At 69.2% G+C, this 12,013-nt stretch carries 17 protein-coding genes and 1 riboswitch; of the genes, 11 read left to right on the top strand and 6 right to left on the bottom strand.

Features of this window, described 5'->3' with window-relative positions:
- Positions 1-17: 17 nt before the first annotated feature.
- Positions 18-1,376, bottom strand: a complete 1,359-nt coding sequence (locus ACFQS9_RS26195; RefSeq protein ID WP_378409514.1) for an MFS transporter — start codon at positions 1,374-1,376, stop codon at positions 18-20.
- Positions 1,377-1,593: 217 nt separating this feature from the next.
- Between ACFQS9_RS26195 and ACFQS9_RS26190 the strand changes: the two genes are divergently transcribed.
- From ACFQS9_RS26190 to ACFQS9_RS26180, 3 genes are read left to right on the top strand one after another with little or no spacing between them, the layout of a single operon-like run.
- Entirely contained in the window at positions 1,594-1,986 is a 393-nt protein-coding gene (locus ACFQS9_RS26190) for a MarR family winged helix-turn-helix transcriptional regulator (RefSeq protein WP_378409455.1), read from the top strand.
- Positions 1,987-2,010: 24 nt separating this feature from the next.
- Positions 2,011-2,328, top strand: a complete 318-nt coding sequence (mhuD, locus tag ACFQS9_RS26185) for a mycobilin-forming heme oxygenase MhuD (protein ID WP_378409454.1) — start codon at positions 2,011-2,013, stop codon at positions 2,326-2,328.
- Between the two features lie 47 nt (positions 2,329-2,375).
- Entirely contained in the window at positions 2,376-3,470 is a 1,095-nt protein-coding gene (locus ACFQS9_RS26180; RefSeq protein ID WP_378409453.1) for an alpha/beta hydrolase, read from the top strand.
- Here ACFQS9_RS26180 and ACFQS9_RS26175 read toward each other — a convergent pair.
- Positions 3,418-4,524 (bottom strand): glycosyltransferase, encoded by a 1,107-nt coding sequence (locus tag ACFQS9_RS26175; protein WP_378409452.1) that lies wholly within the window; start codon positions 4,522-4,524, stop codon positions 3,418-3,420. The two genes, ACFQS9_RS26180 and ACFQS9_RS26175, sit on opposite strands and share 53 nt — an antisense overlap.
- Positions 4,525-4,643: 119 nt before the next feature.
- A riboswitch (cobalamin riboswitch) is annotated at positions 4,644-4,772 on the top strand.
- Positions 4,773-4,798: 26 nt separating this feature from the next.
- Between ACFQS9_RS26175 and ACFQS9_RS26170 the strand changes: the two genes are divergently transcribed.
- The 3 genes from ACFQS9_RS26170 (at position 4,799) to ACFQS9_RS26160 (ending at position 6,390) form a co-directional block, all read left to right on the top strand.
- Complete coding sequence (locus ACFQS9_RS26170) at positions 4,799-4,993, top strand: CbtB domain-containing protein (protein ID WP_027500515.1); 195 nt, start codon at positions 4,799-4,801, stop codon at positions 4,991-4,993.
- Positions 4,984-5,781: a CbtA family protein gene (locus ACFQS9_RS26165; protein WP_378409451.1), complete on the top strand. Its 798-nt coding sequence runs from the start codon at positions 4,984-4,986 to the stop codon at positions 5,779-5,781. Before ACFQS9_RS26170 ends, ACFQS9_RS26165 begins: the two co-directional genes overlap by 10 nt.
- A 156-nt stretch (positions 5,782-5,937) precedes the next feature.
- The gene (locus tag ACFQS9_RS26160; protein ID WP_378409450.1) at positions 5,938-6,390 is read left to right on the top strand and encodes a hypothetical protein; all 453 of its coding nucleotides are present in this window, start codon (positions 5,938-5,940) and stop codon (positions 6,388-6,390) included.
- Here the strand turns inward: ACFQS9_RS26160 and ACFQS9_RS26155 are convergent.
- From ACFQS9_RS26155 to ACFQS9_RS26145, 3 genes are all read right to left on the bottom strand, one after another.
- Positions 6,387-7,070 carry a DsbA family oxidoreductase gene (locus ACFQS9_RS26155; RefSeq protein WP_378409513.1) on the bottom strand — a complete coding sequence of 228 codons (684 nt, stop codon included), beginning with the start codon at positions 7,068-7,070 and terminating at the stop codon, positions 6,387-6,389. The genes ACFQS9_RS26160 and ACFQS9_RS26155 overlap by 4 nt on opposite strands.
- Positions 7,071-7,159: 89 nt before the next feature.
- A complete protein-coding gene (locus ACFQS9_RS26150; RefSeq protein WP_378409449.1) occupies positions 7,160-7,597 on the bottom strand; it encodes an OsmC family peroxiredoxin in 438 nt (145 codons plus the stop codon).
- A gap of 94 nt (positions 7,598-7,691) precedes the next feature.
- Positions 7,692-9,284, bottom strand: a complete 1,593-nt coding sequence (locus ACFQS9_RS26145) for an MFS transporter (RefSeq protein WP_378409448.1) — start codon at positions 9,282-9,284, stop codon at positions 7,692-7,694.
- A 205-nt stretch (positions 9,285-9,489) separates the two neighbouring features.
- Between ACFQS9_RS26145 and ACFQS9_RS26140 the strand changes: the two genes are divergently transcribed.
- The 5 genes from ACFQS9_RS26140 (at position 9,490) to ACFQS9_RS26120 (ending at position 11,496) form a co-directional block, all read left to right on the top strand.
- Positions 9,490-9,684, top strand: a complete 195-nt coding sequence (locus ACFQS9_RS26140; RefSeq protein WP_378409447.1) for a CbtB domain-containing protein — start codon at positions 9,490-9,492, stop codon at positions 9,682-9,684.
- 90 nt (positions 9,685-9,774) lie between these two features.
- The gene (locus tag ACFQS9_RS26135) at positions 9,775-10,200 is read left to right on the top strand and encodes a hypothetical protein (RefSeq protein ID WP_378409446.1); all 426 of its coding nucleotides are present in this window, start codon (positions 9,775-9,777) and stop codon (positions 10,198-10,200) included.
- Positions 10,197-10,493: an SH3-like domain-containing protein gene (locus ACFQS9_RS26130; protein ID WP_378409445.1), complete on the top strand. Its 297-nt coding sequence runs from the start codon at positions 10,197-10,199 to the stop codon at positions 10,491-10,493. Before ACFQS9_RS26135 ends, ACFQS9_RS26130 begins: the two co-directional genes overlap by 4 nt.
- On the top strand, positions 10,490-11,170 hold the full coding sequence (scnC, locus tag ACFQS9_RS26125; RefSeq protein ID WP_378409444.1) for a thiocyanate hydrolase subunit gamma: 681 nt from the start codon (positions 10,490-10,492) through the stop codon (positions 11,168-11,170). Before ACFQS9_RS26130 ends, scnC begins: the two co-directional genes overlap by 4 nt.
- Positions 11,167-11,496 carry a ScnB gene (locus ACFQS9_RS26120; protein WP_378409443.1) on the top strand — a complete coding sequence of 110 codons (330 nt, stop codon included), beginning with the start codon at positions 11,167-11,169 and terminating at the stop codon, positions 11,494-11,496. Before scnC ends, ACFQS9_RS26120 begins: the two co-directional genes overlap by 4 nt.
- A 25-nt stretch (positions 11,497-11,521) precedes the next feature.
- On the opposite strand, the gene ACFQS9_RS26115 is transcribed toward ACFQS9_RS26120, so the two are convergent.
- Positions 11,522-11,956: a PaaI family thioesterase gene (locus ACFQS9_RS26115; protein ID WP_378409442.1), complete on the bottom strand. Its 435-nt coding sequence runs from the start codon at positions 11,954-11,956 to the stop codon at positions 11,522-11,524.
- Positions 11,957-12,013: the final 57 nt, after the last annotated feature.

The raw sequence follows: 12,013 nt of genomic DNA, 5'->3' as shown, positions 1-12,013 counted from the left end.
CGGTCGGAGTGCGCCCGTCAGGCCCGGCTCTCCGGCACCGCCGTGTATCGACGGCCCCCGATCAGCGGCCAGACGGTGATCGCCAACCCGACCAGCGCCACACCCGTGACCAGGATCAGGCCGGGCCGGAACTGATCGAACCCGGTGGTGCCCGCACCGGTCGCGGTGTGCGACCCCGCGGTGACCAGCGCGGTCGTCAGGGCCAGCACCAGCGCCGCCCCGACCTGCGCGGAGGTCTGCACCAGACCGGACGCCAGTCCCTGCTCGGAGTCGTCGACCCCGGACGTGGCCTGGGCCATGATCGAGGTGAAGCCGAGGGCGAAGCCGATCCCAAGCAGAACTGTGCTCGGAAGGATCGCGACCACGTACGACGGCTGATCGCTGCCGACGAAGAGGAACCACAGGTACCCCAGGCTCAGCGAGGTGAGCGCGGCGATGATCATCCGCGGCGTGCCGAATCGATCGATCAGTCGACCGACGAACGGCGACCCGACCGCCACGATCAGACCCGTCGGGAGCAACGCCAGCGCCATCTTGAGCGGCGACCAGCCGAGCGCCGACTGCAGGAAGATCGTCACCATGAACTGGAAGCTCAGGTAGGACCCGAACAGGGCCATGATGCTGAGATTGGCCCGCACGATGGTGCCCACCTTCAGGATTCCCAGACGCACGAGGGGATGTGCGACGCGCATCTCCACCAGGAAGAACGAGGCCAGCAGCACCGCGGCGAGGGCGAACGAGCCCAACGTCAACGGATCGGCCCAGCCCCGGGCCGGCGCCGAGACGACCGTGTAGACGGTGAGCAGCATGCCGGCCACGAGCGTGACCGCGCCCGCGAGGTCGTGTCCGCCGGTGTCGGCCGGCCGGTCCCGCGGGATGAGGACGACGGCGGCGACGAGGGCCGCGACCGCGAACGGCACCGGCATCAGGAACGTCCACCGCCATCCGGCGCTGGTGAGCAGCCCGCCGAGGATCAGCCCCGAGGAATAGCCGCTGGCACCGAACACCGAGAAGATCGACAGCGCGCGGTTGCGGGCCGGCCCCTCCTTGAAGGTGGTGGTCAGGATCGACATCGCGGTCGGCGCGGTGAAGGCAGCGGCGAGGCCCTTCACGAAGCGGGTCACGATGAGCAGGGTGCCGTTGTCGACGAGCCCGCCGACCAGCGAGGCGAGGGCGAAGACCGCCAACGCGACCAGGAAGACGTTTCGCCTGCCGAGCAGGTCGGCGGTGCGCCCGCCGAGCAACAGCAGGCCGCCGAAGCCGAGCACGTAGCCGTTGATGATCCACTGCAGCGAGGTCGTGTCGAGGCCGAGCTCGGTGCCGATCGACGGCAGCGCGACGCCCACCATCGAGACGTCGAGTCCGTCGAGGAACATCACGACGCACAGCACCGCGAGGATCCCCCAGAGGCGGGCCGTCCATGCCTGCCCCGCGGCAGGAGCGGTCGAACCCGGCGAAGCGGTGAGGTTCGGAGGGGTTTCGGTGATAGTCACGTCGAGGACTGTATGTGCATGTGCAATCAATGCGCAAGCACTAATTTCCTTAACATTTAATTCGCTTGCATCAATCGCATGGCGGAACTACGATGCGGCCATGACGTCAGATGCGGAGCTCCGCGGCACGTGGCGAGCGCTGCTCGAGCGGTACAACGGGATCGCGTGCGAGCTCGATCGCCGGATGCAGGGCGCGCACGGCCTGAGCATGAGCGACTTCGAGACCCTCGACCGCCTGATGAGCGTCACCTGCAAGCACCCGCGGATGCAGGAGCTCGCCGCGGACATGTACCTGAGCCCGAGCGCCCTCTCCCGGAGCGTCGCGAGGCTGGAGAAGGCGGGGCTGGTCGCCCGGTCGCTGTGCGAGTCGGATCGACGCGGCGTGTTCGTCGACGTCACCGACTCCGGCCGCGAGGTCCACGCCGATGCCAGCAAGATCCAATTGGCCGTGCTGACCGAACATCTCGCCGAACCGGACACCACGAGCGCCTGATCCGACCGGAGTACGCTCGCCCGCATGGCAGTCGTGAAGATCAATGCAATCGAGGTCCCCGAGGGCGCCGGCCCCGAACTGGAGAAGCGCTTCGCGAACCGAGCGCACGCGGTCGAGAACTCCCCGGGCTTCCTCGGCTTCCAGTTGCTGCGCCCCGTCAAGGGCGACGAGCGCTACTTCGTCGTGACGCAGTGGGAATCCGAGGAGGCCTTCAAGGCCTGGGCCGAGGGCCCGGCGCGGGCCGCGCACTCGGGTGAGCGCGCCAAGCCGGTGGCGTCCGGCTCCTCCCTGCTCGAGTTCGAGGTCGTGCTCGACGTGGCCGCCGCCGCGAAGGACGCCTGAGCCCGAACCCCGCACCCGACCCACGTCGAACGGCTAGATTCGCCCGTATGACCCGGGCCATCGACTCCGCGAAGCGGCACACCCTGCGGGCACTGCTGTCGATACCGTCGGGCGTGATCCGTCGTATCGCGGGTCGGCCGGTGGAGATCGAGGGCAACGTGCTCGACGCCGAGATGCAGCTGATCCTCGCTCTGCGCGCGGTCGAGGGCGCCCCCATCGAGGAGCGTCCGATCCCGAACGGGCGGCGGGCGCTCCTGGCCGGTTCGAAGGCCGTCGGTGGCGACCTGCCCATCGGGGCCGTCACCGACCTCGACATCGACGGTCCCGGCGGGCCGCTCCGGCTGCGGTTCTACACCCCTCGCGGTCTCACCAGCGCGTCGCCCGCGCTGTTCTACATTCACGGCGGCGGATGGATCTACGGCGACCTCGACAGCCACGACGCCGTGTGCCGCTTCCTCGCGGAGCGGGCGGGGGTCCGGGTCGTCGCCGTCGACTATCGACTCGCCCCCGAGGCACCCTTCCCGGCCGCCGTCCACGACGTCGAGGCGGCGTATTCCTTCGTGACCGCCAACGCCGCCGGCCTGGGCATCGACCCGGACCGGATCGCCGTCGGCGGCGACAGCGCGGGCGGAAACCTCGCCGCGGTGCTCGCCCAGCGGGCCACACGCGGAGGGGTCGGGGTGCCGCCCGTGTTCCAGTTGCTGATCTATCCCGCGGTGGATTTCGCGGTGAAGCGAGCCAGCCGGACGACCTTCGGGTCGGGGTTCATCCTGACCACGAGGTTCATGGACCTCGCCGAGGAGAGCTACGTGCCGGCGGGGGCGGACCGGACCGACCCGCTGCTGTCGCCGATCTATGGCGACCTCACCGGCTTGCCGCCCGCCTATGTCGTCACGGCGGGTTTCGACCCGCTCCGCGACGAGGGCGACGCCTACGCCGAGAAGCTCCGCGAGGCGGGAGTCGAGGTGCAGCACGTCGTCGAGCCCGGGCTGATCCACTCCTTCGCGAACATGGTGGGAGTCGGAAAGTCGGGCCCCGAGGCGATGGGGCGGGCCGCGACCGCATTGCGGCGGGCGCTGTCCCCCGCCGTCAGTGCCCCGCCAGCACAGACAGCATCCCGTCGACTGACGCCGACCAGCTGAACTGTTCGGCCCGCAGTCGCGCCGACTCGCGGCATGCACCCGCCGGGATGGCAAGGACACCGGTGATGGCGTCCGCGAGCGCGACCCCCCGCCCGTGCGCGAGTGCCCCGCATGCCGGGGTGATGATCTCCGCCAGGGCGGACGATCGCGCCGCGACCACAGGCGTTCCCGCCGCCAGCGACTCGAGGGCCGACAGGCAGAACGTCTCGTGCGGGCCGGGTGCCAGGGTGACATCGGCGGAGGCGAACAGCGTCGCCAGCCGATTCGCGTCGCCGATGAAACCCGTGAAATGCACCGGTAGCCCCCTCGCCCTGTGCCGCAACGCTTCTCGCCTCGGCCCGTCGCCCGCGATCACCAACCGGATGTCCTGGCCCTGCCCCACGAGGGACCTGACCGCGTCGATGCTGCGATCGACGTGCTTCTCCACCGACAGCCGCCCGCAGTGCAGCAGCAGCCGTTGCGACTGCCGCGCGTAGCGCTCGCGCACACCCAGGTCCCGCCGATCGGGATGGAACAGCGCGAGGTCGACGCCCAGCGGAACGCGGTACAGGTTCCCGGCACCGATCCGGGTGAACTCCTCGGACGCGAACGCGGTGGTGCAGACCACCGCATCGAAGTCGCGCGCCATCCGCGTATTCGCGCCGTCCGCCCACGAACGCGCGGTCCGCTGGGGCAGCAGCTGCCCGAGCAGCCGGTCGAGCCGCTCGTGAGAGACGACCACGCTCCGGATGTCGCGCCGACCCGCCCACCGCCCGAAACCCCTCAACGTCAGCCGATCGGACACCTCGAGCGCGGCGGGGCGCAGCCCGCGCACGACGTCCGCCACCCGACGCGGATTGACGGCCCGATAGCCACCGGTGCCCGGGATCGGCACGGCCGCCAGAGTGATCCGCAGGACCCCACTCGCCATCACCTCCTCGGCGTCACGCTCACCGGGAACGACCAGGGTCACCTCGTGGCCGCGCTCGCAATACCCGGCACCCCAGTTGTGCAGTGCGGTGCGCAGCCCGCCCGACCGGGGACCGTAGAAGTTGGCCAGCTGCACTATTCGCACCGAACCATCGATCCCTGTCGGCATGGCGATCCCGCCAACGGTCGCCGACCGCCCGATGAAGTACGCGCGAACGTCTCGCCGGCCGACCGAACCGGGTTGCGATTGACACCACCATCGGGTGAATGCGAGAGTGCGCTGGTAACAGCGATGGTTGACGGGAATCCGGTGAGAGTCCGGAGCGGTCGCGCCACTGTGATCGGGGCACACCCTCGACAGCCAGATACCGAGGCCATCGCACGGGCTTTTTAGGGGACGCGAAATCCCAGGAGGAACCATGGCACTCGTACACAATCCCAGCACGGCGACCGATTCAGTCGGCATCGCGATGATCATCGCGGGCGTGGTCCTGCTCGCGATGCTGACCCTCTACCTGGTCGGCTTCGACCAGGGTGCGGTCTCGCGCACCGGCATGTACATGCACGAGCTGATGCATGACGGTCGCCACCTGCTGGGCCTGCCGTGCCACTGACCGGAACCTTCAAGAACCTCCTCATTCGCGGCCTGCTGGCCGGCCTCGTCGCCGGACTGCTCGCCGGTGTCGTCGCGTTCGTGATCGGCGAACCGCACATCGACGCGGCCATCGCGATCGAGGAATCCGCAGCGGCGCCCGTCGAGCCACACGGGCACGACGCCGGCACGGCCGAGGCCGCCACCGGCGGACATTCGCACGGCGACTCCGAGGAACCCCTGGTCAGTCGGGACGGGCAGCGGTTCGGCCTGTTCCTCGCGACCACCCTCGCGGGCCTGGCCCTCGGCGCACTGTTCGCCGCGGTCGCCTACTACGCGCGGCGGGTCAGCAGCCTGTCCGGCCCGATCCTCGCCCTGGCCCTGGCCGGTCTCGGCTGGCTCGCGGTCGAGGCCGTACCGTTCTTCAAGTACCCGGCGAACCCGCCCGCGGTCGGCGATCCGGAGACCATCAACAACCGGACGCTGCTGTGGCTCGCCACGGTGGTGCTCGGCCTCGCGGCGGTGGCCATCGCCGCGTACGTGGCAAAGCGCCTGGCCGCCAACGAGTTCCTGACCGTCCGGATCGCGGCGCCGCTGCTCGCCTTCCTGGTGGTCGTCGGCTTCGGATATCTGGTGCTCCCGGACATCGACGAGGTCGGCCCCGACTTCCCCGCCAGCCTGCTGTGGGAGTTCCGGGTGTCCTCGCTCACGATCCAGGCCACGCTGTGGCTCGCGCTCGGCCTCGCTTTCGCGTTCCTCACCGAGCGCGCCGCGAAGGCGAACTCCCGGTCGGAGGCGCTGACCCGCTGACGGTCTCCACACGAGCGAAGCGGCGGAGCCGGTGCATGCACCGGCTCCGCCGCTTCTTTCGTTGTCCCGCACCGGCTGTCCCCTACCGTGGAGGGAGCCCGGATTCACGCCACAGGGTGATGCGTGACGCGGCCCAGGGGCGGCACGCTCGCAGCCATGACCGCAACCGAAGTCCGCACCCGCCCGCCCCGTCAGGTGGAGCTCTCGTTCAGCCTGCTCTCCGTCGCGCTGCTCGCCGGCCTCGTCGAGGCGATCCTCCAGGCCGCTCGCGCCCTGGAGTCGGGCGCGGCGAGCCCGGCGGCCGTGGCGACGCAGGGCGTGATCCGGCTCGCCGTCTACGGTGCGGTGTTCGCGCTCGCCGCCGCGATGCGGCGCGGATCGAACCCCGCGCGGTTGACCCTGCTGATCGGCCTCGGGACGGTGGGGCTCGGATCCCTTGTCGTCGAACCGGCCGCCTGGCTGTTATCGGCGAACGGATTCGACCCCGCGGGCATCACGGTCGCGTCGGTCCTCATCGGGCTGGCCCGGACGGCCCACGTGGCGGCGGTGATCGCCGGGCTTGGGCTGCTGCTGGGCGCGGACGCCCGGCGGTACTTCGCGCGCCGCTAGACGGCGCAGGAGTCGTCGGCGCAGCTACCGGCGTCGTCGCCGAGCGTGACGATCGCCCCGGACTGCGCGTAGGCCTGCTCGAGCAGCTGGGTGAACACCTCGACGGGCTGTGCACCGGAGACGCCGACCGCCCGGTTGGCGGCGAAGAACGGGACACCGGTGACGCCGAGCAGGCGCGCCTCCTCGATGTCCCCGCGCACCTGCTCCGCCGCGGCGTCGGTCTCGAGCGCGGCGCGGACCGCGGTCGCATCGAGCCCGGTCTCGGCGGCGATCGCGACGAGTTCCTCGCGGTCGTCCACCACCCGGCCGTCGGTGAAGTGGGCACGGAACAGCGCCTCCATCACGTCCTCGCCCCGGTCCCCTGCCAGGTGGACCAGCCGGTGCGCGTCGAAGGTGTTCGCGGCGATCACGGTGTCGAAGTCCATGGTCAGGCCGTCGGCGGCCGCGGTGGACGCCACGTGGGCGAACATCTGCCTGATCTGATCTGCCGGCAGGCCCTTGTGCCGGGCCAGCGCCTCGAGCTCGCTGGCCCCGGCACCGACCGGCGTCTCGGGCGAGAGCTGGTAGGAACGCCACACCACCCGCACCCGGTCGCGGTGCTCGAACTGCTCGAGGGCGGCCGCGAAACGACGCTTACCGATGTAGCACCACGGGCAGGCGATGTCCGACCACACCTCCATCACCACGGCGGGCTCGGGGGCGGATTCGGGCTGGCTGTTCGATTCGAGGCTCACAGATGGTTGAAACGTCCACCATCCCGTTTCTGTTCCTACGTGACCAGCGCGGCGTCGAGGGTGATCGGGACCCCGGTCAGGGCCTTGCTCACCGGGCAGGTCTCCTTGGCGGCCTGCGCCGCCGCGGCGAACCCGGCGGCATCGAGACCGTCGACCTCACCTCGGACGGTGAGCGCGATGCCGGTCAGCTTGAATCCGGGATCGTCGGGACCGAGGGTGACATCCGCGGTGATCTCCAGGCTCTGCGGCGTGCCGCCTGCCTCCCCGATCAACGCGGAGAGCTGCATGGCGTAGCAGGACGAGTGCGCCGCGGCGATCAGCTCCTCCGGACTCGTGGTCCCGTCCGCGTCGTCGGCGGCACGCTTGGGAAACGAGACCTCGAAGGTGCCCGCGCCGGAACTGCTGAGTTCGGCCTGACCGGACCCGTCTTGCAGGGTGCCGTTCCAGGCCGTGCGGGCGGTGCGTGTGGGCATGGGTGTTCCTTCCGTCTGGCGTGAGTTCGGTCAGGACCAGTGTTCCCGCGTTCGCGCCCGGGAACACCCGAATCCGCCACACCGGCCGCGTGCGCTAGCGCACGTCGCTCGACTGCTCCGCCGCGGCGTCCATCTCGTGGTAGCCCGCCAACAGGGTTCGTTCCTCCTCGCGCTTCGGGAAGGCGAAGAAGACGAGGGCGGCGCCGACCAGCACGATGAGGATCGCCGCCGCGTAGGCCTTGGTGTCGCCGTCGAGGAAGGCCGAACGCGCCGCGTTCATGATCGGCTCCGCGTACTGCGGGTACCGCTCGGCGATGTTCGCGGCGCCCGCGAAGGACTTCTCCAGGGTGGACTCCACCTCCGAGCTGATCTGATCGGACTCGGGGGACGCGGCGATGGCCGCGGTGAACGAGGCCGTGTACCCGGCGGTGAGCAGTGCTCCGAGAATGGACTGGACGATCGCGCCGCCGAGGTCGCGCTGCAGATCCGCCGTGCCCGAGGCCATCCCGGCCCTGGACACCGGCACCGAGCCCGTCAGCGACCGGGAAGCCGGCGTGCCGGCGAGGCCCACACCGATGCCGAGGAAGATGTAGCCGAGCGCGATCTTCCAGTACTGCGCGTCCTCCTTCCACAGCAGTAGCGCCACCAGCAGCCCCAGCACGATCGCCGCGTACCCGAGCAGCAGGGTGAACCGGGCGCCGTGGGACTCGACCAGCTTCGCGGAATGCGGTGCGACCAGGACCATCACCGCGGCGGCGGGCAGCCCCGCCGATCCCGCCGCGAGCGTGGAATAGCCCAGGACGTTCTGCATGAACTGCTGACCGATGTACATCGTGCCCATCAACGTCCCGAACACCACGATGCCCGCGACCGCGGCGACCCAGAATATCCGGCGACGAGCGACACCAAGGTCGAAAAGCGGTGCGGGCGCCCGTAGTTGACGCCAGAAGAACACCACCCCGGCCGCGAGTGCGATCGACAACAGACCCAGCGCGGTGGCGCCCATCCCGTCCACGGGCGCGAAGTTGATGCCCAGCACGAGGGCAGCGACCAGCACCACGGACACCATGCCACCGAAGTGGTCGACCGGATCCGTGGACTCGTTCACGTGGCTGGGCACGAAGACGATCGAGAGGCCGAGGGCGATCAGCGCGAGGGGCAGCGTGATGAAGAAGACCGAGCCCCACTCGAACCATTGCAGCAACGCCCCGGAGGCAAGCGGCCCGAGCGCCGAGATGCCGCCCCCGATCGCCGACCACAGCGCGATCGCCTTGGTCCGCTCCGCCCCCGACCACAGCGCCGTAATGAGCGCGAGCGTGGTCGGGAAGGCCAGGCCGGCGCTGATGCCACCGAACAGCCTGGCCGCGAACAGCACCTCCACGTTCGGCGCGAACGCGGCGATCAGGCTGGCCGGCAACGACAGCACCATGCCGAGCACCAGCATCGTCTTGCGCCCGTACCGGTCGCCGATGGCGCCCAGATACAGGACGGACGCGGCGAGCCCGACCGAGTAGCCGACCGCGATCAGGTTGAGCTGCGTCTGGCTCGCGTCGAAGGCCCTTCCGATGTCCGGCAGCGCGACGTTGGCCACCGCCAGGTTCAGGTTCGCGACGGCGGCGACGATGATCAGCGACAGCAGGACGAGCCGCGGCCGTGCGGGCTGGTCTCCGAGGGATGTGATTGCCACGCGCCCAGTTCACACCATCGATGTCCCGCTGGTGCGATTTGCGGCCGTGGCGCGGTTGCCATTTCCGGAAGAAACCCGAAAGCGCCCTCGGCAGGCGGTGTAATCTCAGGAGGCCGCGACACTGCGATCGGGGATCTGCTCCCCGACCGCGAGAACACGCCGACCTTCGTAGGAATCACGGGATGCCCCGTAACCAGGAGGAACCATGGCAGTAGTCCATTCACCAAGCGGGGCAGCGGAATCGCTGGGCGCGATCGTCCTCACCGTCGGCGCGATCCTGCTCGCACTGCTGACCCTCTACCTTGTCGGATTCGACCAGGGAGCGATCTCCCGCTCCGGCATGTACATGCACGAACTGATGCACGACGGCCGTCACCTGCTCGGCCTGCCCTGCCACTAGCCGAACCGGAGAATATGAATCACCGGTTCGGACGAGCCGGCCACCGCCCCTGACGATCGGCCGACGGCTCGACGAACGACGGAGATCTCGATGAGTTCACCGAACAGTTTCGACGCGCTGCAGACTCGCGTCGCAGATATCGCACCGGTCTACCGCAATCCGTTGGACTCGCCCTACGAGATCTCCAACGAGATGTTCGCCGCACTGCGGCATGTCCTCCACGACGTCGGCGGCCAGCCCGACCTGCCGATCGAGTACAAGGAGAAGGACGAAGAACCCTGGGAGATGCGCACCTACGTCACCTGCGAATGCCTGGGGTGGCGAGGCGTGTGGAACTCGGAGGAACGCCGCCGAGCCGAGAACGATCTCGGCGCAACGCTCTACTTCGGGCTCCCGTACTACGCGCGCTGGGCCACCGTCGCCGCGAAGACCTTGATCAACAAGGGCCTGATCACCCCCGACGAACTGTCGGCCAAGCTGGACGAGGTGCGGGCGCGTTCGGGGGCGACATCATGACGAAGTTCCAGATCGGAGACCGCGTCACGGTCCGTGATGCGACCTCGATGTTCCACACCAGGACCCAGGCGTACACCCGCGGGCGGACCGGGGTGGTGGTGGAGCACCGCCCGGAGTGGGTGATTCCGGAGGACGAGGCGTGGGGGCGCGACGACGGCCGGAAGGAACCCTTCTACGTCGTGCGATTCAAGCAGCGCGACCTCTGGCCGCAGTACACCGGATTTGATGTCGACACCCTCGAGACCGAGTGCTCGGAGAGGTGGCTGGAACCCGCCCAGGAGGAGCCGAAGTGAGCCAGACACACGATCACCACGCACCGATCCAGGAATCCGGCGAGATCAGCGAGTTCGAGATCCTCGAGACCGCCGTCCGGGAGCTGGCGATCGAGAAGGGCCTGTTCTCTGCGGAGGATCATCGCCGCTTCTCGGAGTGGGCCGAGTCCGTCGGCCCCGCCGGCGGGTCACGACTGGTCGCCAAGGCCTGGACCGACCCCGAGTTCAAGGCGCGACTGCTCGCCGACGGCACCGAGACCTGCAAGGAGGTCGGGATCGACTGGCGGGACCCGACCGGCTCCGGGACACCGAGTGACTACACGTATTTCTACGTCCTGGAGAACACCCCGACGGTGCACAACGTGATCGTCTGCACGCTGTGTTCCTGCTACCCGAGGCCGGTGCTCGGGATGTCGCCGGACTGGTACCGCACCCCCAACTATCGGCGGCGTCTGGTCCGCTGGCCGCGAGAGGTGCTCGCGGAGTTCGGGTTACACATCCCGCCCGAGGTCGAGGTGCGGGTGCACGACTCGAACCAGAAGTCGCGATTCATGGTGATGCCGATGCGGCCCGAGGGCACCGAGGGATGGACCGAGGAAGAGCTCGCCGCCATCGTCACCCGCGACACCATGATCGGGGTCGCCGTGCCCCAGGTGGACTGGACCGCCTCCGAGCCCCCGTCGAAGGTGGGTGCGTGATGAGCGACGGATATCGGGTGCTGTTCCAGACGCTCGAGCCCGGATCCCGGCGCGAGTCGAGCCTGCCCGAGCTGGAGGGGAAGCCGGCGCCGTGGGAGTCGAGCATGCAGGCCACCTGCGAGTGCCTGTCCTGGCGGGGGACGCTCGACAACCTGGAGCGCCGCGAGGCCGAGGACGAGCTCGGCGAGACCATCTACCTCGATTTCCCGGTCCGTGCCCGCTCGGCGGTGGTGACCGCGCACGCCCTGCTGGACCTGGGCATCATCGACGAAGGGGAACTGCGGTCGAAGATGAAGGCGGTGCGGGAGCGGTTCGAGCGCGAATGACACCACCGGCGAGAATCGCCGTCGCTCAGCCGACCTGATACGTCCCCATGCCCCTGGCCACCAGCGTGCCCCCGGCCGTGGTCACGATGTCCACGGAGCAGCTGCTCAGCCGGCGGCCCTGGCGTACGCGCGTTCCGACGATGTCGACGTCCGCGGCGAACGCCGGCTCCAGGAACTGGATCGACATGGAGACGGTGACGCCCCGCAGCTTCTCGGGAACCCTCGGTCCGGCCCACGCCGCGGCCATGATCCCGATGTCGATGCACCCGGCGAGCGCGCCGCCGTGGACCATCTCGCCGACCGTGACCAGGTTTTCCCGGAAGGGCATGCGCAGGCGTGCGTGATCGTCGCCGATGTCGACGAGCTCGATACCGAGGTGTTGCACGAAGGGCGATTGCGGGAGGAACAGCCGCATCGCCTCGGACCCCGTGGTGGGCGCCTGGATTGTTGTCTCGGACATGACCTCACCCCTTAATCAGAGTTTGACTACGTTTCCGGAACTGTACTACGGTTTCTG

It is taken from the genome of Rhodococcus daqingensis (genome assembly GCF_042665615.1).
Taxonomy (GTDB): domain Bacteria; phylum Actinomycetota; class Actinomycetes; order Mycobacteriales; family Mycobacteriaceae; genus Rhodococcus_G; species Rhodococcus_G daqingensis.
The sequence above is the reverse complement of the archived record's forward strand: the minus strand, read 5'-3'. Positions and strand labels throughout refer to the sequence as shown.